The organism is Paenibacillus sp. Paensp111, assembly GCF_059492195.1.
Map to the genome: position 1 here is coordinate 3,431,377 of NZ_CP168527.1, position 18,749 is coordinate 3,450,125.

20 protein-coding genes and 1 pseudogene are annotated in these 18,749 nt (G+C 46.0%); 7 read left to right on the plus strand and 14 right to left on the minus strand.

The features are described from left to right. Positions 1-24: 24 nt before the first annotated feature. From dnaI to ACEN86_RS16115, 3 genes are all read right to left on the minus strand, one after another. Entirely contained in the window at positions 25-984 is a 960-nt protein-coding gene (gene dnaI / locus ACEN86_RS16105) for a primosomal protein DnaI (RefSeq protein ID WP_495631584.1), read from the minus strand. A 22-nt stretch (positions 985-1,006) separates the two neighbouring features. After that, entirely contained in the window at positions 1,007-2,530 is a 1,524-nt protein-coding gene (locus ACEN86_RS16110) for a replication initiation and membrane attachment family protein (protein ID WP_495631585.1), read from the minus strand. 145 nt (positions 2,531-2,675) lie between these two features. Continuing rightward, the gene (locus ACEN86_RS16115; RefSeq protein WP_495631586.1) at positions 2,676-3,878 is read right to left on the minus strand and encodes a helix-turn-helix domain-containing protein; all 1,203 of its coding nucleotides are present in this window, start codon (positions 3,876-3,878) and stop codon (positions 2,676-2,678) included. Between the two features lie 174 nt (positions 3,879-4,052). On the opposite strand from ACEN86_RS16115, the gene ACEN86_RS16120 reads away from it, so the two are divergent. Beyond that, positions 4,053-5,378: an MFS transporter gene (locus ACEN86_RS16120; RefSeq protein WP_495631587.1), complete on the plus strand. Its 1,326-nt coding sequence runs from the start codon at positions 4,053-4,055 to the stop codon at positions 5,376-5,378. A 265-nt stretch (positions 5,379-5,643) separates the two neighbouring features. Here the strand turns inward: ACEN86_RS16120 and ACEN86_RS16125 are convergent, their stop codons facing one another. After that, the gene (locus ACEN86_RS16125) at positions 5,644-6,390 is read right to left on the minus strand and encodes an SDR family NAD(P)-dependent oxidoreductase (RefSeq protein WP_495631588.1); all 747 of its coding nucleotides are present in this window, start codon (positions 6,388-6,390) and stop codon (positions 5,644-5,646) included. 181 nt (positions 6,391-6,571) lie between these two features. Between ACEN86_RS16125 and ACEN86_RS16130 the strand changes: the two genes are divergently transcribed. Further along, entirely contained in the window at positions 6,572-6,922 is a 351-nt protein-coding gene (locus tag ACEN86_RS16130) for a winged helix-turn-helix transcriptional regulator (RefSeq protein ID WP_495631589.1), read from the plus strand. A 30-nt stretch (positions 6,923-6,952) separates the two neighbouring features. Here the strand turns inward: ACEN86_RS16130 and ACEN86_RS16135 are convergent. The 4 genes and pseudogenes from ACEN86_RS16135 to ACEN86_RS16150 all read right to left on the minus strand — a co-directional run. Beyond that, positions 6,953-7,147, minus strand: a pseudogene (locus tag ACEN86_RS16135) (transposase); the annotation flags it as partial. 266 nt (positions 7,148-7,413) lie between these two features. Next, positions 7,414-8,058, minus strand: coding sequence for a TetR/AcrR family transcriptional regulator (locus tag ACEN86_RS16140; RefSeq protein ID WP_495631590.1), 645 nt, complete (start codon positions 8,056-8,058; stop codon positions 7,414-7,416). 97 nt (positions 8,059-8,155) lie between these two features. Next, the gene (locus ACEN86_RS16145) at positions 8,156-9,388 is read right to left on the minus strand and encodes an FAD-dependent oxidoreductase (RefSeq protein ID WP_495631591.1); all 1,233 of its coding nucleotides are present in this window, start codon (positions 9,386-9,388) and stop codon (positions 8,156-8,158) included. A gap of 314 nt (positions 9,389-9,702) precedes the next feature. Next, positions 9,703-10,002 (minus strand): YuiB family protein, encoded by a 300-nt coding sequence (locus ACEN86_RS16150; protein ID WP_495631592.1) that lies wholly within the window; start codon positions 10,000-10,002, stop codon positions 9,703-9,705. 157 nt (positions 10,003-10,159) lie between these two features. Between ACEN86_RS16150 and hemQ the strand changes: the two genes are divergently transcribed. Beyond that, the gene (gene hemQ / locus ACEN86_RS16155) at positions 10,160-10,906 is read left to right on the plus strand and encodes a hydrogen peroxide-dependent heme synthase (protein WP_495631593.1); all 747 of its coding nucleotides are present in this window, start codon (positions 10,160-10,162) and stop codon (positions 10,904-10,906) included. A gap of 117 nt (positions 10,907-11,023) precedes the next feature. Here the strand turns inward: hemQ and ACEN86_RS16160 are convergent, their stop codons facing one another. Beyond that, complete coding sequence (locus ACEN86_RS16160; protein WP_495631594.1) at positions 11,024-11,281, minus strand: hypothetical protein; 258 nt, start codon at positions 11,279-11,281, stop codon at positions 11,024-11,026. A 1-nt stretch (position 11,282) separates the two neighbouring features. After that, complete coding sequence (locus ACEN86_RS16165) at positions 11,283-12,476, minus strand: NAD(P)/FAD-dependent oxidoreductase (RefSeq protein ID WP_495631595.1); 1,194 nt, start codon at positions 12,474-12,476, stop codon at positions 11,283-11,285. Positions 12,477-12,877: 401 nt separating this feature from the next. Between ACEN86_RS16165 and ACEN86_RS16170 the strand changes: the two genes are divergently transcribed. Then, positions 12,878-13,879, plus strand: coding sequence for an NAD(P)/FAD-dependent oxidoreductase (locus ACEN86_RS16170; RefSeq protein ID WP_495631596.1), 1,002 nt, complete (start codon positions 12,878-12,880; stop codon positions 13,877-13,879). A gap of 322 nt (positions 13,880-14,201) precedes the next feature. Here the strand turns inward: ACEN86_RS16170 and ACEN86_RS16175 are convergent, their stop codons facing one another. Together ACEN86_RS16175 and ACEN86_RS16180 are read right to left on the minus strand one after the other, a co-directional pair. Then, positions 14,202-14,345 (minus strand): sporulation histidine kinase inhibitor Sda, encoded by a 144-nt coding sequence (locus tag ACEN86_RS16175; protein WP_495631597.1) that lies wholly within the window; start codon positions 14,343-14,345, stop codon positions 14,202-14,204. 301 nt (positions 14,346-14,646) lie between these two features. Beyond that, positions 14,647-15,309 carry a YheC/YheD family protein gene (locus ACEN86_RS16180; protein WP_495631598.1) on the minus strand — a complete coding sequence of 221 codons (663 nt, stop codon included), beginning with the start codon at positions 15,307-15,309 and terminating at the stop codon, positions 14,647-14,649. Positions 15,310-15,537: 228 nt separating this feature from the next. Here ACEN86_RS16180 and ACEN86_RS16185 point away from each other — a divergent pair, with 228 nt between their 5' ends. Both ACEN86_RS16185 and ACEN86_RS16190 read left to right on the plus strand, forming a co-directional pair. Further along, entirely contained in the window at positions 15,538-15,738 is a 201-nt protein-coding gene (locus tag ACEN86_RS16185; protein WP_495631599.1) for a hypothetical protein, read from the plus strand. Positions 15,739-15,778: 40 nt separating this feature from the next. Then, the gene (locus tag ACEN86_RS16190; RefSeq protein ID WP_495631600.1) at positions 15,779-15,997 is read left to right on the plus strand and encodes a hypothetical protein; all 219 of its coding nucleotides are present in this window, start codon (positions 15,779-15,781) and stop codon (positions 15,995-15,997) included. 277 nt (positions 15,998-16,274) lie between these two features. Here ACEN86_RS16190 and ACEN86_RS16195 read toward each other — a convergent pair whose 3' ends face one another. Together ACEN86_RS16195 and ACEN86_RS16200 are read right to left on the minus strand one after the other, a co-directional pair. Then, the gene (locus ACEN86_RS16195; RefSeq protein ID WP_495631601.1) at positions 16,275-16,478 is read right to left on the minus strand and encodes a hypothetical protein; all 204 of its coding nucleotides are present in this window, start codon (positions 16,476-16,478) and stop codon (positions 16,275-16,277) included. 437 nt (positions 16,479-16,915) lie between these two features. Continuing rightward, complete coding sequence (locus ACEN86_RS16200) at positions 16,916-17,275, minus strand: HesB/IscA family protein (RefSeq protein ID WP_495631602.1); 360 nt, start codon at positions 17,273-17,275, stop codon at positions 16,916-16,918. Between the two features lie 321 nt (positions 17,276-17,596). Here ACEN86_RS16200 and mqnE point away from each other — a divergent pair, with 321 nt between their 5' ends. Beyond that, positions 17,597-18,703: an aminofutalosine synthase MqnE gene (gene mqnE, locus ACEN86_RS16205; protein ID WP_495631603.1), complete on the plus strand. Its 1,107-nt coding sequence runs from the start codon at positions 17,597-17,599 to the stop codon at positions 18,701-18,703. Positions 18,704-18,749 lie beyond the last annotated feature (46 nt).

Genomic DNA, 18,749 nt, shown 5'->3' on the forward strand with positions numbered 1-18,749 from the left:
ATAACATTACAATACTTACATATTTCATTTATTCCGGCTTCCACGCTTGTTCGTTCCATTTACGGATACGACATCCACAAATGGGGCAATCCGGTCCATCAGCCGCTGGCCTTTATGGGACTCTTCTCCATCCTTGCTCGTAAAGCTAAGGTGCTTCTCCAGAGCCTTCAGATCATAATTCGAGGTGTAAAAGGTGGGCCTCCGGTTCATACGGTAATTCAGGATTGCACCCATCACATGATCGCGGACCCAAGGATTCAGATTCTCGGCTCCAATATCATCAAAGATAAGTAGATCCGCCTCTTTCATAATCTCTACCGTTTCCTTCAGCTTCTGGCTGTCCTGAAGCATCGACTTCAAGTCCTCCACAAATTCCGGCATATAAACGATAACCCCTGAATGTCCCGCTTTGGCCAGCTCATGCAGCAGATAAGCCATCAGGAAGGTCTTGCCTGTTCCGAAATGGCCTACCAGATACAATCCGTGTGGGGACAGTCCATTCTCTCTGGTCTCATTAATATACCGGAACACCTGGGCAACCGCCGGCGAACGAACGCTGTCCTTGGCCATGATCTCAACCATGTCATAACCTTCCTGCATGGCTCGCTCATCAACGTAGAAGCTGTGTATCCGCTTCTTGACTTCAAGCTCCCGTGCCCGCGCAAGATGCTTCGCACAAGGAACCTGCTTGTCATACAGCTGAGTTCTGCCTGTCACGGTCTCCACCGTAAGCCGGGTGAAATGACCCTGAAAATCATTGGGGCAGAGGTCCAGGCCAGGGCAAGCGCTGCAGTGCCGGCTGTCATTTACATATTGATACAGCTTGCTGAGGTTCAGCGTCAGCTGATTCTCACTAATTTCGGGATGACGGGTACGCAGCTCCTGAATGAGCGGATCATGAAGCAAATTGTTCAGAATTTGCTCCGAACGCTGCCGAAACTGCGGACTCTTCATCTGCTGAAGCATTTCCCCCAAAGATTCCATTTACCCACCTTCAATCTATATCTTAAATGCCGTTATTCTTGCTTGCCTGCATCATTTCCGCCATCTTGATCAGTTCTGCAAATTCTTCTTCCGATACGCCGCCGTCCTGGTCCGCGGCTGCACTTTGTACAATAGGAATGTCCGGTTTGAGCTTGGCATTTCTCGAATAAGCCCGGGCCCGGCCTCCAGGAGCTCCTGCAGCAGCCGTCTCATTCTTGACCTTCACTTTGGATTGTTCCCTGATATAATGTACCGCCTTCTCATATGTATTGACCTGTTTCATCAACATATTAGAGGCAATCGCGTTCACGAAATTACGGTTGATTCGCTGTTCGCCGCCTGAAGTCAGAAGAGCCATCAAGTAGTGAATCAGCACATTGATAACCTCGCTTGGCAGCTTGTAGTTGTGATCAATATTCTCGAAGATATCAAGCAAATTGTCCGGTATAGCCCCCGGGAAAAAGGTCTTCAGCAGCCGGGTATAAGGCTCATTCCGAAGCATCATATTATATTGATGAATATCGCATTTCTCCAGGAACTGAGGCGGTACTTCAACGTAAAATTCCATTTGTACGGCATGCTCAAGCGGAGGCTCATTCGTACCTGCATGCTCCTGCTGCCTGAGCGAGATCACCTTGCCGCCCTGAACCTGACGCTCTTCCTTGCGTTTCTTCCCCTGCCTAAAGAAGAGGTTAGCCTTGTGCTGTAGTTCATCCTGCAGAATAAGGCCATCCGGGCCAAATACCCCATCTTCATCCAGCAGGCGGCATAGATCCTGAACGGACAGCTCATATTTGCGGGCTACGTAATTCACGGTTCCTAGCTGTTCTGTATTATAGCGGAGCCCTTCCACATAAGAACGGTTAGCGGAATCGCGCGGAAAGCGCAGAATAATGTCCGCATAATTGAACCCGTCCTCTTCAGCAATCCTAAGACCGGGTTGTCTGGAAATCGAAACCTCGGCAATAGCCTGCTCAAGCTCATAATCAATCGAATGGGCATTTAGTTCAAATATTTCATAGAAGGGAACAGATATGTTCTCCTTGTTCATGGAACGTCCCGGGAAATCTCCATTTTCCTTGTTCCACAGCTGCTCCTGAAGGGACAGCACAGCAAATTTGCCAATCTTGTCCCTGAGCAGAAGCGTCAGATGCTGGGTCTTGAAGAAGTCCGCCGGGGATAAAGGGGCCTGCAGCTCGTATTCATATAAATAATCATCATTCTCCGGCTGATAAATCCGGCTGGTCTGCATCAGTCCCACAGCCTCAAGCTTCGAGGTCAGCTCCACCAGGAACTTTCTGCCTTTCTCGCTAGGCTCAAGCCCAAGTGTGAGAAATAAGCGGCGCTGCTGCTCTACAGACGAGTAACCAACCTTCTCAAGCGGAACCTGCTGAAACAGAAGATGATATAGTGAAATCGCAAAAGCGCCTACCATCGGCTGGTAGACTTGACTCAGCATAGTTCCGTCTACGGTGCCAAGACCGAAATCGCGATATACGCAGAATGAATGATGTTCGGAGAAATGATGTAAATTAGTGATGCGCATAACCTATCGCTCCTTCCATGGCGAAATGTAGACTTTATCTATTCTAGCACAAATCCTTGTGACCGGAATCGTTAAAAGATTACAAAATTCGCCGATATTGGCTGATTACAAGCGAGCGTACAACGGCTTGTGTCCCTTTTGCCAATTATTCAGACTTGTGCAATTCCAGATAGGTTTCTTCTATGAATTTCCGGGATCTATTATATGGAAAATCCTTGACCCTCTCATGCGCCCGAGCAGCCAACTCCCTGGCTTCCCCAATCTGTCCTTTGGCTGCATACAGCCTTGCCATATAGGCATCGGCAGCATACAGATTCGAACGATCCGAGGGATGATAGGCAGTTCCTGGTATGACTACCCGGCTGAATGCATCAAGCGCTGCTTCCGCCTGGCCGGTATGATAGTAATAGATTCCAAGCTCCATCCAGTATACGGCAGTCTTCTTCTGCTGAATTCGGGCTACATTCTCAATATGGCCCAGCGCTTCTTCATAACGCCCTTCCCGATTGTGAACTCTGGCCTCAGCCATTTCAATATAGGCCAGGTTATCCTGATTGCCGGTGAATTCCGCGAATACTCGCGCCTTCTTTCGATACTCGGCCGCCTTCTCCCTTTCGCCGCTTTCATAGAATTCATTGCCCAGGATACGCAAAAAATGGTCTGTCATATAGTAGACTTCCTGCTCTTTGGACAGTGCAAGTGCAGCCAGCATGGCGTCCTTGCTCTCCCGGTTCATCCCAAGGGCAGACAAGGATACCGCCTCCGCGTAGTAGAGATCCAGCTCGAAGATCACATCTCTGCCAATCTTTTTTTGCTCATATTCACGTCTAACCTCCCGGATCAGATCCAGTGAGGAACCGTACTTCCCTTGAGAGAAGAGGTGAGCATAATTCAGATACTTGGCCTTGGAGCTCTCCACATATAGCCCGAAGCGTTCATAAATCTCAACAGCCTTCTGCACGGCCTCTTCCCCGCCAGGGTGAACTGTATGAAAGCAAGCCTCAGCGTAAAATTCCATGATCCGTGCCATATCGATGGTCATGGGTAGCTTGGTGCTCAGCAGGGGTTCTACCTTCCGCACTACATCCACATAAGCCTTCTTCTTACTATCCGCTTCAATCTCCCGGACCAATTCGGTGATTCCCCGTTCATCTTCCTCACCGAGAAAATACCCCGCTTCCTCACCCAGCTTCTCGGCCAAATATTGAAGCGTCCTCATGGACGGCATCGCCTTGCCATTCTCAATTTGACTGAGCATGCTCTTGGTCATATGCTCACCGGCAAGATCCGTCTGTGTCATACCGCGCTGTTTGCGAAGATGCTTAATTCGTTCTCCGATTATTGTCATATCCGTTCATCCCTATCTTGATTAATAAGCCAAGTATAGCGCAACAAGCTCTCCGGAGGAAAGATGTTATTACAGGTTAATAAGTTAAATTTAAATTAACTATTTGGTTGAAATAAGGAAAATTATTGCATATAATAAGTTTAATTATATTTAACTTTATTTAAAGGAGTGGTTATGATGGCACTCGGAATAGCCTGGTCAATGAAGGATTCCCGTAACATGCTTCTGATGTTCTCGGGCAAGCTTGTCTCCCTGCTGGGAGCAAGCATGTACACCTTCATATGCGGGTTATACATTCTTCGGCTGACCGGCTCAGGCAGCCAATTCGCCGTCACTTTGATCTGCGGGATGCTGCCGCGAATTATCCTTGGCCCGATTGCCGGGGTGCTCGCGGACCGGGTGAACCGCCGCAGGCTTATGATCGGAGCGGATCTGGCCAGCGTAGCGGTGATGCTGCTCGGATTCATGGCAGCAGCTCTGTATGGACCCACTGTCACAGGAATCTATATCACGCTTATTATGCTGTCGGTATGCTCCACCTTTTACAGCATCAGCCTCACTTCATCGCTCCTTCTGCTGGTAGAAGAGAGCAGCATCCAGAAGGCCGGCTCACTCAATCAGATGGCGACTTCGATCGGCAGCATCTTGGGCCCGGTGCTCGGCGGGCTTCTTTATACCTTCGTATCCCTGGACACCTTTATGCTGCTAAATGGTGCGGGCTTTCTGGTATCTTCCCTTATGGGCTTCGCGTTAAGGTTTCGTAGTACAACTGCTCCTGATTCCGTCTCGGCTGAAGCCACTTATGACATGAAGTCATCTGGCGGTACTATCCTTAGGCAGCTCTTCGGGAGCTTATCCGAAGGCTTCATCTATGTCAGACAGCGTCGGTTCCTGTGGTCCCTTCTGCTTATCTGCTTCTGGATCAACTTCTTCGCCAGCGCACTCGGAGTTACTCTCCCGTACATTATGGTTCATTCGCTTGGGATGGAATCCAGGCAGTACGGGGTCGTTGAAGCCTCACTTGCGGTCGGCATGCTGGCTATGGCAAGCGTCCTCTCCATCCGCAAAAGCAGCCATCACCCGCTTAAGCCTCTGCTCAGCGGTCTGATGATCTTGGCCTGCCTGATTGCTGCCATGTCACTTCCGTACATTCCGATCTTTAGCAAGGTATCCGCCTACTTCTTCTATATCGCTCTCATGGCCGCCATAGGAATGGTTATTATTTCGATTAATATCCCTCTGCAGATCCTGTTCCAGACTACGATTGATCCTGATTACCGAGGACGGGTATTCGGGATCATTGAGACTATGGCCGGAGCGATTGCCCCGCTGGGCACGGTTCTGTTCGGAGTGCTGCTCGACATCCTCCCTACCTACTACCTGCCTGTCTTCTCGGGAATCTCCCTGCTCATCGTTACACTGATTGGCGGCCGCACCCTGCGGCGCGAGCAGAGCTCCGAGGTGGGAACGGACCGTTCCTTACTCTCGGTATCTACTTAACTGGTCGTGTGCAGCGTACTCCGAATCGTCAGCTTTAATAAAAAGTTTTAGACTGATCCATTAAAGAAACAGCGGCGGACCAAGACTTAAAGAATAAAGTCTTAGACCGCCGCTGTTGTCATTCAACTAACATACCCGTTAGTTCACTCATACTCCTGCATTGGATTGTCTCGCAACACCTGATAAGCGCAGGCAGGCCAGTCAGTCCAACTCAAAAATTGGGAGTCGTGCTTACCATATTTATCATAGTGGTATATCTTCCGAACTAAATTTGTGCAGCTCCGCCATCCACAAACAATTCGGTCCCTGTGATATAACTACTTTCGTTGGAAGCTAGGAACATAACTGCTTTTGCAATTTCTTCAGATGTCCCCAATCTACCTAACGGCGTTGTAGACTTGGCATACTCCATAGCATTATCGAGCTCAGATCCAAATAATTCATCATAAGCTGGTGTAATAATCGTTCCAGGGCTAACCACATTAACACGAATTTGAGTTCCCTTTAAATCAAGAATCCAGTTGCGAATTAGTTGTCTGATTGCCGCTTTTGTAGCGCTGTAGATACTGAATGCCGGCATCCCCATTGAACCTGCCATAGACCCAGTCAGGATAATCGAACCTACATTGTTCGGAAACAAGGGTAATGCCTTTTGAACTGTGAATATCGTTCCTTTTACATTAACATCGAAGGTTTTGTAATAATGCTCCTCCGTAATTTCACCCAACGGAAGAAATGACCCCATTCCAGCATTAGCAAAAAGAATGTCCAAATGACCTTTCTCTTGCTTCACTGCTTTATACAGCCGGTCCAAATCCGCCAGATTGGAAACGTCGCCTTGAATACCAGTTACATTATCTCCAATCAGCTTCACTGCCGCATCAAGCTCACTTTGTCTGCGCCCCGTGATATAAACATGCGCCCCTTCTTTAGCAAACTGCTGTGCCGTTACAAGCCCGATACCGCTAGTGCCTCCTGTAACAACTGCCACTTTCCCATTAAACTTTCCCATGTTATGACTCTCCTTTTAAATGTGCTTTAAGTATGTCTGTCCGTCGCTTTGTCATCAAACAACTGTTCAGTACATCTCATAAATGATATTATGTAATGAAAGTAACCATAAAAATAGTACCCACTTTTTTGTTATATAGTAACTAAAAAGTAATAATTGTAATTGAAGGGAGATATACAACATGAGAGTTTATTATTGTAACCTTGAAGTTACCATGGAGGTAATTGGGGGAAAATGGAAAGGGCTAGTTCTATACTATTTGATAAGAGGTCCGAAACGAACGAGCGAATTAAAGCAACTTGTGCATGGTATCACTCAAAAAATGCTTATCCAAACTCTCAGAGAATTGGAAGCTGATGGACTTGTTAGCAGGAAAATGTTCAATCAGGTCCCTCCGAGGGTCGAATATTCGACCACAGAGCTTGGGCAATCGCTTGAGCCGATTCTAAAAGCGCTTTGTCAATGGGGTGACGGTTATGCAGATAAAACATTCGCTGAAGGAGAGTTTCAAATTCTTAATAATGAATTTTGATTATCCAACTAAGTCAGGATAGGTTATTAATTCATCCAGATACGCTTGCAAATGTTTCGAGTCAAGACCGTGAAACGTGCCACCAATAAAGGCTTTAGCGTTGGAGATGACCGTATGAAGCCACTTGAGATGATCTGCATTTTCTACAGGGTTAAACAGCTTGGCTTCATTCTGATATCCTTGTTTAGCCAGAGCCTGGTAAGACCGGTACTTGTCGCTATTTATTAAGTAATCTGCCCTTTAGCTGAGAAGGCCACCGTTTCGTGACGGCAGCCTTCTCATGGTGTATTCATTGAACTTTCGTTCTTCGATAGCATAATAGCAAAGTCTCATCTGACCTTATATAAACAGGTCCTAGTCAATTCGATATTATTATCAATTTCTCTGGTAACCTTGATATCTAGTTGTCCCATACAGACAGGCTAGGTGGAATAATTCCCCTTAAAACATCCATCCACTTTTCGAAACCATAATGGACAAGATCGGTTTCGTCAAACCTTTTTAATCCTCTGCTCTATTCCATCAAGTAATAATAAAACTCCAGAATTAAACAGTTCATCAGAACCCATCAATTTAAACATACCTTCTTCGTGCATCCGTTGAAGTAATTTGAATTGCGATAGATCTGCGTGAGCTTTTTCCTTTTTACTCTCCTCTAACGATATCTGTAACATACGTTGTTCATATTCTTCAACGGCGAAATTGATGACGTAGTTAAACAAATGGGTCGTATATGAAAATTTTTGTTTATCCGTCAATGAGGTAGGTTCGATCATCTGCAATAGGAATTCCAACAGCTCCATAAAATCAGCCTCTGGCCTTGACTTCATCAGAAGTTGACTGGAGCAAGGAAACTGCTGGAGCTTCCTCCGAATAACAGTTGCGCTTATCTGAAGCCTTTCTCGCCAGTCTCCTTGCTTGGGAAGATCGCTTATGATCTCTCTTGAAACCAGGTTGGCCAACGTTTTATAAAGGAACTGCTTACTCTCGAAGTACCAGTAGATAGTGGGGGCTTGAACATTCAATTCCTTGCAGAGGTTTCTTATTGTAAAATTTTCGATTCCTTGGTCGGAGAGAAGTCTCCACGAGGCTGCTATTATTTTCTCCTCGCTGATATGTGGCCTGCGTTTAGGCATAAAAAACAATCCAACTCCATTCCAAAAATTCTTGTATAACTTATTATACTCTATATAGAACAACACGGATTTAAATCGGATGAATAAAGAAACCACATTATTCATCCAATTCTACATCTTCAGCGGGCATCGGCTTTTGGTTGAACATGCTTTCCCCTGCTTTCGAGGAGAGCCGAACATCCCTCATCCCACGTTCAATGGCACTCACTTCATAATCGCGTAACGCGGTTAAAAGTTCCTTTTCCCCGTTTATAACGTTAATTAATTCTTTCGAGAGCTCGCAGGCATCAAAGAGTGCAGCGTTCCCGCCGATACCTGCCGGTGTCATGGGGTGAAGGGCGTCTCCCAGCAAAACCAGAGAGGTCGTTTCTTTCCAAGGCTTATACGGCAGAACATTACGGAGGTGATAAACAGCCGTTTTCTCTGGCTCCGCTAATTCCAGCATCCGTTTTACTTGAGGATGCCAATGTTTGGTTTTCTCTTGAGTAAAGGACAACAATTCAAAACCGTTCAATTGGAAGAGCTGCTCGTCAGGAATCCCAAGCCACTCGGGCGAGCACGCAAAAACAGCGTACAGGTAATCCTGTTGAGGAGAAATCTTCACATTAAGAGACATGGATTCCGGTAAATGTTCAATATTCGGCTTGAAGGCCATGTCTTCAAGAAGAAGGGAAACCGGAGCATCTCCTTCTGGATTTAGAATGCCTCTCATGCTGCCATCCCCAAGGAGCCTATTCAGTTCCTTTCTCCGCGCTTCATTCAGAAATACTTTGGTATAAAGAGCCCTGCCTCCAGTATCGAAAATTTTCACACCGGGTTTGTACTGATGGCGAACATTGGACCCTCCCCCATCAGCGCCAACCAGGACATCTGCATCAATATACTCCCCATTATCGAACCACGCTCTTAAGCGTCCGTTTTCTAACCTTTCATAATGGGTAAACCGGTATCCGTAACGGATCTTGTCATTAAGTTCGCCGAGCAACACTTCACGAAAGGTAAACCGATTTACAGATGGTGTGACATCCACTTTGTTGTACATCGGGTGCTGTTCTTCTGTGGGTTCCAGTGAGATCGAATCTAAGAAGACAGGGTGTGCCGGTCCAATAACGGATGTCTCAATATAGAGATCGTAAAATTTTTCAGGAAGACAAAACTGTAGCGCATTGGATCCATTCTCATTTATTTTGATTCGATAGCCAGTTTGAACAAAATTGTCTTCATGTTCGCGTTCGCAAACATGAAAGTCAATGTGATTTTTTTTCAAACTTTGTGCCAATGCAAGTCCTCCGAGACCGCCACCGATAATAAGTACAGATAGTGATTTCATATAATCCCTCACTTTAACTAAGTTAAATTTATATAACTAAGTTATATTGCAATTAACCTCTATTTGTCAATTTATGTTACAGGGTAAGCAATTGAAGCTTCTCAGGCAGTCCCAACTTTCTTTTATTCTTTATTTCACGCCGTAATTCCCACTTTGGGACAGTTATTCATTTAAACTCCAAATATAAAAGATTACAGGTGTATTCTGGTTCGCTCTGAACTAACGTTCGCCGTCGAACGATTTTACAGGTGAGGCCCGTGCAAAAAAAAGACTGCATCTATATTAGATGCAGTCTTTACTTTACCTGGACCAACTTAGAACATCTTATATCCGCCAAGCCGAAGCTTCTGAATCGTCCAGCCACTAAGGATGGCTCCCGCAAGCCCTGCAACCGCTGTCAAGTAATCCACCAGTCGGAAGGATTGAAGATAGGTTCCCATAGGCTGTGTATGATCCCATAATGAGTAGACGACAACAGGCAGAATAACGATGATGAAGATGTAGCTGGGAAACCAAGTCGTCTTCATCAACATATTTAAAATAAATCCGATGCCGAACATCATGACAAAAAACAGTACCATTAGTATAAAAACGATGATAAATCCAAGTCCCATGACTCTTTCGTACTCCCCTCATTCAACACTACTGTCAGTGTACTAAAAAATTGCAGGGCCTGCAATGAAGTTTATGAAGACCTGATGAAGCCATTTGCCCGCCCAGCCTCAATTAGCTACAATGGAGGAAGAGCATGAAATAATTAGGAGTGATAAGATGAACGAGGCAGCTTTAACACTAGAAGGATGGTATGCACTTCATGATTTCCGTTCCATTGATTGGACCGCATGGAAGGCCGCGGACGATGAGGAACGAGCTGTAGCCCTGGATGAACTGCATGTATTATTGCAGGAATGGGGAGCTATTGAAGAAGCTGGTACAGGCAGTACGGCTGTCTATTCCATTATTGGACAAAAGGCTGACTTCGTGTTCATGTATCTCCGTGAAACACTCGAGGAGATTAATCAGATCGAAACAGCTTTCAATAAAACTACCTTTGCTCAGTACACGACCAAAGCTTATTCCTACGTCAGTGTGGTTGAGCTGAGTAACTATCTCGCTTCTGGCGAAGGAGACCCGAGACAGAAACCGGAAGTGATTGCCCGGCTTCAGCCTGTGCTTCCGAAGTCCAAGCATATCTGCTTCTATCCGATGAACAAAAAGCGCGATCTCGCCGACAACTGGTACATGCTGTCCATGGAGGAACGCCGCAGCCTGATGCGCAGTCACGGCCTGATCGGCCGGGGTTATGCTGGCAAAGTGAAACAGATCATCACCGGATCTGTCGGCTTCGATGATTGGGAGTGGGGCGTAACGTTGTTCGCAGATGATCCGCTTCAATTCAAGAAGCTGGTGTATGAGATGCGCTTTGACGAAGTGAGCGCCAGATACGGCGAGTTCGGCAGCTTCTATGTCGGCAATCTGCTGACAGATGAACTGTTCGCCGAAATGCTCAAGCTCTAAATCTTACAGCGGATACTGAAATTTCGCTGCGTATACACAAAGAAGGGTGCCTTGGGAAACGTTACTGTTCCCAGGCACCCTTTTTGAATTGCATACTCATTCGACTGAAGCCGCAGTTCAATCCTCATCCTCTTCCTGCTCAAGACGCTTCAGAGATTCAAGGAACTCCGCCGTGGCCCGGTCCCGATCCCTACTCTTCTCCTTAAGCCGTTCTATTGCAGGAAGAATCAGCGTATCGATCTCCTTCTGCACATGGTAAGAGAGGTCATATCGCTGCTGGCTTTCCAGGAAAGACCCGGCTTCGATGAGCCCGTTATAACGATCCAGCTCATCGCGGGTCAGCAGCCCGCGTACCTGAACGCTGCAATGACGCATCTTAGAAGAACCGCCCTTTTCTGAGAACTAGCGGGATTCCGCCAATAATGAACAGATAACGCATATCGACCAGCTTTTTCAGCTGAGCCGCCGTCCATCCCTTGAACTTCTTGGTTCCTACTGTGGCAATAGCTTCTCCTTTACCCAGTGAAGCCACCGTGCCTTTGTTGCTGAATACGAACTTCTTAGGCTGCTGATTACGGATCGAAGCCACAACGTTGTGGGCACAGGTCACACCCTGCTGCATAGCAATCTGGGCGGTTGGAGGATAAGGCCGGCCTTCCTCATTGAACATGAGCGAGTTGTCTCCAATAATGAACACATTCTCATGTCCGGGTGCCCGCAAATATTCGTCGATCTTCACACGGCCGCGCATGGTCTCGAAGCCAGCAGCATCCACCAGGCGGTTGCCCCTGATTCCACCCGTCCAAATGACGGTCGCTGCCTTGATCTCTTCATCCGTTGCCAGGATAACGCCTTTAGGCGTGCACTCCTTGATCGCCGTCCCTATCTTGAAGGTAACCCCCTTCTTCTTAAGAACATCCATGGCATATTCCACGAGTTCCGGATCAAAGCCTGGAAGAGCGGTTGGAGCGGCTTCCACATTATAAATATGTACCAGGGCAGGATCAACATCATACTCCTTGCATAGGCCCGGGATCCGGTCAGCCAGCTCGGCAACAAATTCAATTCCGCTAAATCCAGCCCCGCCTATAACGAAATTAAGCCGGTCCTTGCGATTCTCATCGATCTTATACTGGGCGAACTGGTATTCAATATGCTGACGAATCAGGCGCACGGAATTAATACTGCGGATCGTCATGGCATGCTCGGCAAGACCTGGAATCCCGAATGATTCCGGTTCGCCGCCGAGTGCAATAATCAAATAATCATAGGAAAGCGTTCCATCTTCCAAGATGACCTTTTTATCATACAGACGAATTTCCTGTACATTCGATTTGACCAGATCGATCTTAAATTCATCAATAAGCTTGGAAATCTGAACTCGTGTATGATCTATAGAGTCTGTTCCTGCAGCAGGCATGTGAAGATGTGTAGTAAAATAATGATAATCATGGCGATTCACCAGGGTGACGTCGGCTTCGTTATAATTTAACTCCTTCTGAAGTTTCTGAGCGGTGAGTATCCCACCGTATCCAGCACCCAGAACAACGATTTTAGGTATGGAACTCATGTCTTTGTTCTCCTTCCAGCTGCATCAATCTATATTTGTTCAAATCGCCGAAATTATTTGTGAAATTATACACATAAAATCTTAGGGTATTGTAGCTTGATAATGAACATCTTAATAGTGTTCCTGTGATCTTATGCCGTTCTCTGCAAATAATAGGTCAAAATTAACTTGATTTCACTTGACTTTCCTTGAATTTTGCCTATTTTGGGCTTTTGACTCTTTTGAATAATAAAGGCTTTAAAGTAAAAGATCAAGTCTTAATTTCAGTGACTTTACGCCATGTTTCCCGGTAAAATCCAATGTATTTTCTGAGTTATTTCAGAAAAATTTGCAAGAAAAGAAAGCAGGATTATAATTAAAGGATATTGAATTATGCTTTATATTTCGGAGGTGCTTAATTAATGTCAGACCTTAATCCAAGCAGTGATTTCACGGATCTGCTTATTATCGGCGGGGGTCCAGCAGGAATGTTTGCTGCTTTTTACGGCGGAATGCGTCAAGCATCCGTGAAATTGATCGAAAGTATGCCTCAGCTTGGTGGGCAGCTTGCCGCGCTCTACCCTGAGAAATATATCTATGATGTTGCCGGCTTTCCAAAAGTTACGGCCCAGGAGCTCGTGAATAACCTGAATGAACAGATCAAACATTTCAATCCGGATATTCGCCTTGAAGAAAAGGTTATTAATGTAGAAAAAAAAGATGAGCGGCATTTCGTCGTGACGACCGATCAAGGCGAGCATCATGCCCGCGCAGTCATTATCACTGCAGGCGTAGGCGCATTTGAGCCCCGCCGTCTGGAACTCGAGGAAGCTGCCCGTTACGAAGGCAAGAACCTTCATTATTTTGTTAGTGATCTAAGCAAATTTGCTGGCCGCAAGGTCCTCATTAGCGGCGGCGGCGATTCAGCCGTTGACTGGGCTCTGATGCTCGAGCCGATTGCCGAGCAGGTAACACTGATTCACCGGCGGGATAAATTCCGGGCCCATGAACACAGTGTTGAGAACCTTATGTCCTCGGGTGTTCAGGTGATTACACCAACCGAAATTACAGCTCTGCACGGAGATGACTCCATTGAACGAGTGATTCTGACACACACCAAGTCAAATGAGACACAGGAAATTGAAGTGGATGATGTAATTATCAATTTCGGCTTCATCTCTTCTCTCGGACCCATCACAGAATGGGGCATTGATATCGAGAGCAATTCCATTGTCGTGGATTCCCGAATGGAGACTTCCGTGCCGGGTATCTTCGCAGCGGGAGACGTCACAACCTATCCGGGCAAATTAAAGCTGATCGCCGTAGGGTTCGGCGAAGCCCCTACCGCGGTGAACAATGCCAAAGTCTATATCGATCCATCCGCCAAGTTGTCCCCTGGACACAGCAGTAATCTCAAGCTCTAGATTGGAATGAATCCAGTACACATGTTTTAACACAATGAAGGGTATCTTAACTTCCGGACACATTTGTCAAGAAGGAGAGATACCCTTTGTCTTATATATGCTCACTATGTAATGGTCTCTTCGGCCTGTCGTTAGCTTGTCCAGCCTGTGGGCAACCTCTTGAGGACAGCGGAAGGGCTGAAGATTATATTGGCCCCTACAGTCCCTATAATTCAGCTGATCAATACGATGGAGCCGCTTCACATCCGTCAGGCTGTGAACATATCGTGAGCTGTCTGCACTGCGGAGAACAGTATATTTATCAAGTTGATCTTAGTCTAGCTTAATGTAGGACAAGCCCTAATTGTGAGTTAAGATTCCTCTTGTGAATTTCGGCTAACAGGAGTGCGATGAATTCCCTGTCTAATTGGAGCTCCTTGGCCATATGGTAAGAATCCAGCAGCATTTCATCTGTTAATGTCGCCATTAGAATCACTCCTTCCTAAAATTTTCCTGTTATTATCATACCAACATCAGAGCGACAGAACAAGCGTTCCTGTTATCCACATCTTGTTGTGGAAATCCTGTGAATAAGTTGTTAGCAAATGACGAAATTATTGTCAGACAGTTGAGGATATTGTGGATAAAAGTTATTCACAGGATATAAACACATGGTGAATCTCCAAAAATATTTTTTCGTATGGAAAAGATAGGTTTACACAGCTTTTTCAAATACATTAACCTTTCCCTGGCTTTCATAAACCTGTTTCGCAAAGGTGATAATAAAGTTATTGGGGACGAGTATTCACCTCAAATATCCAGATACGCCCCCGCGTATCTATGCCGTAATCGAAACCCAGCATACCAATACCCGGAAAGCTCCGCTCAAGGATGCTTATACATCGGTTCGTCAGTTCGCGCATCCTGCGCTTTTGCTGCTGTCCCTGGGATCCAGGCAGTGACTTTGTGAGAGCCTCCTTGGCCGTGAGCTGGGTGCCTCCCTTGCATAGATTGGTGACGAATAGTCCTGGTCTGGCCAGTCGTCCAACCATTGCACGGTATTCCCATCCATTGTCGCTCTTGGCTACCTTCACTCTATAATCTATGGGCCTTCCTGCGATAGTCGCCAGCTGAATTCCCTGCTGAATGAGGTAGGGACGCCTAACTTTAACCCGGTTCAGTGACCCCAGCATAGCCCCAAAACTCCTGAAAGATCGCGTCTCCTTCATGTGTGTATAAGAATATACGCCGCCGGAGTAGGTCACTTTGATCAATCCGTAACCTCCACCACCCCGGATGGGCTTCATCACCACCATGTTGTACCTTTTGAGCATATGCTTCAGATTAGATGGACTGTACAGACTGGTGTATGGAATGTGTCGATGTATCCGCTTATCTTTGAGAAGCGCTTCCGTCTTAAGCCACTTATTGGCCAGCTGTCTTCCCCCCATGGATCTGTCCCCTCTCTTGTGGACTCTTATAACCCAGCTTTTGGCGTATGTTTATTACTATTCAAGACAGGACCTTTGTTCTTGTATCTTTGTCCACCTGGCCCGGCTAACTTCACGGAAATCCGGCCCACACCCGCTTTTAGCGGATTTGTCGTTTCTACCCTTTTCAAACAATTCGTTCTGGTATATAGTAGACCCGTACCTACAGTTAATAGGAGGATTCTTTCTTTGGAGCAATTTTTCGGAATTCTTTACTGGATTGCTATGATTGCGATGTCCATTGTGCTGGTTGCAGTAACTATCGCGGTATTTGCCATAGGCGTACGATTTTTCAAGGATTCCCGAAGAGGCCTTGGCACCTCTTGCATGGCTTTCTCCATCGTTGCCGCCGGAATGATCTACCTCATGCTGAACAAACAATTCTTCTAGTCGCAGAGTCCTGTTAAACTTACTGTAAAGGAGTCAGGAAATGAACCATACATTAACCGCAGATATCGATTTCTTCGCTGCGGCGCTGTCCCAGAAAATCATCTCCGCCTGGCAGGAAGATGAAGCTGGTGTATATTGTGAAGTGGGTAGTGGAATAGTCGAGAAGTACTCAACGGATTCTGTTCGTATCCGTAGTATAGACACGGGCAAGCAGTCGCATTATGCCCGCGATATGACGATGTTTAGTACGGCTGAATAAACGGAAAGGTCCTCCAAAATTTGGAGGACCTTTCTTAATGGGGATCAAGATCATCAATATTTGAAGGAAATAATCAACGCTGGCGGAAAGCATGGGCCGATGAACCAGGAAACGGTTGATCAGGCGGAGGAAGTGACAGTGTTACGAAATTTCCAGCTTTTAAGCAAAAAACGGAATTAGGCAAAATGCTCGATTTAAAACAGATCACAGTCTGCCGCTTAGTTTTAATTTGTGAAATAGTTTACACCTTAGCTACAAATGAAAAAACAATAATATATTATTTTCTCTTTAACTTCAAAATAAAGTTCATGATAGATATAACAGCTATAACTCCCAGTAGTATGTTAGTGAATTGTAAGGTACCTGTAAGGTGTTGGATACTGTCAGTTGTGTCAGGCAAGTTTAAGTTTATGCTATCTGCTATTCTACTGATATTTTGAGACATACCAGTTATATATTGAACCCACTCTTCATTTTGCATCCCCGTACACCTCCCTTATTTTTAAACTATTAAATAGAATTATATCAATATTTTTACATTAAAAAGGCATAGAATGTACTATTTATCGAAATTAAATCAAAATTATAACTACTCCTAAAAATAAGTCACAAGCGCCTCGCTGAACCTTAGCCTTAGATACCCGCGCGCTACTCTAGTCTCTCCATTAGAAACGCGCCGTTCCCGCTTCTTCAGTGCCATACAAAAAACCTCCATTAGCGTATAGTTCGTGACTAATACGTGTGGAGGTCGTAATTAACTATCCATAAACGGATATTTCAGGGTTGTTTTTGTGCATCAAACGGGATTGTGAATGCCCAAATTACCGATGTTATTTCGTTGCCACAAACGTCCGTTGGGTATAAGCTTCCCTGTTGGATTGCGGCAGGCAAACGAAGTTCAAAACATTGATAAAGCTATCAGCACTGCTCCGGTGCAGGCTGTCCCGCATCGTCACGGGTACGGAAGCTTGAACCGCATCCGCAAGTGGCAACGGCGTTCGGGTTGTGGATGGAGAATCCGCCTGACATGCCTGAGGCTTCATAATCGATCTCAAGTCCATTCAGATACTTCAGACTGTCCTTCTCGACAACTACCTTAAGTCCTCCCACTTCCATGAAGACATCAGCCTCAGACTCTTCATCATCGAATCCCATTCCATAAGAGAAGCCGCTGCATCCCCCTGGCTGTACACCCAGACGAAGGAACATATTAGGTGTTTCTTGTTGTGAAAGCATTTCTTTTATTTGAGCAACTGCTGCATCAGTGATATTAATCATTGTGTAATTACCTCCTTATCCTTACCTTCCCTCATTATACTCCACATTGTACCTCCCCTCAAGGGACGTTCTCCAGCAGCTGTTCTTCACTATACTTATTGCCCGAATAGAGAGGGAGGTTTATAATGGTATGGGTGCATTCAACTGTCACAATTTTGACACCGGCATTTACGCCTTATTATCTAATAACCTGTTCTAATTTTCACAATGGTCCTTCCCCGCTGTAACTCAGCAAAGCGTCTTAATCCAGACGTTATTTTATAGCCATCAGGCATCAGGTACACACAATGAGTCACCGACCCTAGATTGGAGGATATCCCTATGTTAGTAACTGCAACTCCTCACACAGACCAGAGAATGGCTGAGATTATTGAAAAGGTACACCGCGGTGAGCGGCTGACCCTTGAAGACGGGGTATATTTATATGAAAGCGACGATCTGCTTACGATTGGTCAGCTTGCCAATGAAGTTAACCTCAAGAAGAACGGCAAGAAGGTCTATTTTATCGAAAATATGAGCCTGTACTTCACCAATGTGTGTGAGTCCTACTGTGCCTTCTGCAACTTCCGTAAAGACCAGGGAGAGGAAGGCTCTTACACCTTATCCGGCCCTGAAATGGTCGATTATGTGGAGCAGCATATTCACCCGGGTATCCGCGAGTTCCATATCGTAGGCGGACATAATAACCATGTTCCGTTTCAGTACTATGTGGATTCACTCAAAGCCTTGAATGAACGCTTCCCGGAAGTGACGCTGAAAGCCTATACCGCTGCGGAGATCGACTTCTTCACCCGGATCAGCGGCCTAAGTATCACAGAAGTGCTTCAGGAACTGCAAAAAGCCGGGCTACAATCCTTAACCGGTGGAGGCGCTGAAATTCTATCCGATCAATACCGGGAGAAGATGAAGGTCGATAAAGCGAATGTAGACCGCTATCTTGAGGTACACCGTACCGCTCACAAGCTCGGTATCAGAACGGGCACAACCATGCTGTACGGATCGATTGAAAGCCATGAGGACCGGATCCGACACATGATTCAGATTCGTGATCTTCAGGATGAAACCAATGGATTCATGGTCTTCATCCCCCTCTCCATGCAGCCGAAGAGCAAGAATGCCAGCATTATGCGCCGCAACTCGGCTTATGAGGATCTTAAGACCATTGCCATCAGCCGTCTGATGCTCGACAACATTCAGCATATCAAAGCTTACTTCATCAATATTGGTACCCAGCTGACTCAGGTCTCTCTGAGCTTCGGGGCTTCCGATGTTCATGGCACCATTCTCAAAGAAAAGATCAGCCATGCTGCAGGAGCGAATACGCCTGAAGGCTTGACCCGCAAAGAGCTGATCTGGCTTGTAAAGGGCGCAGGACGCGTTCCGGTGGAAAGAGATACCTTTTATAACGAGATTGAAGTATTTGAATAGTAAATAGCCAAGAGTATAACGAGCTGGACAAGAAAGGAACAGATAA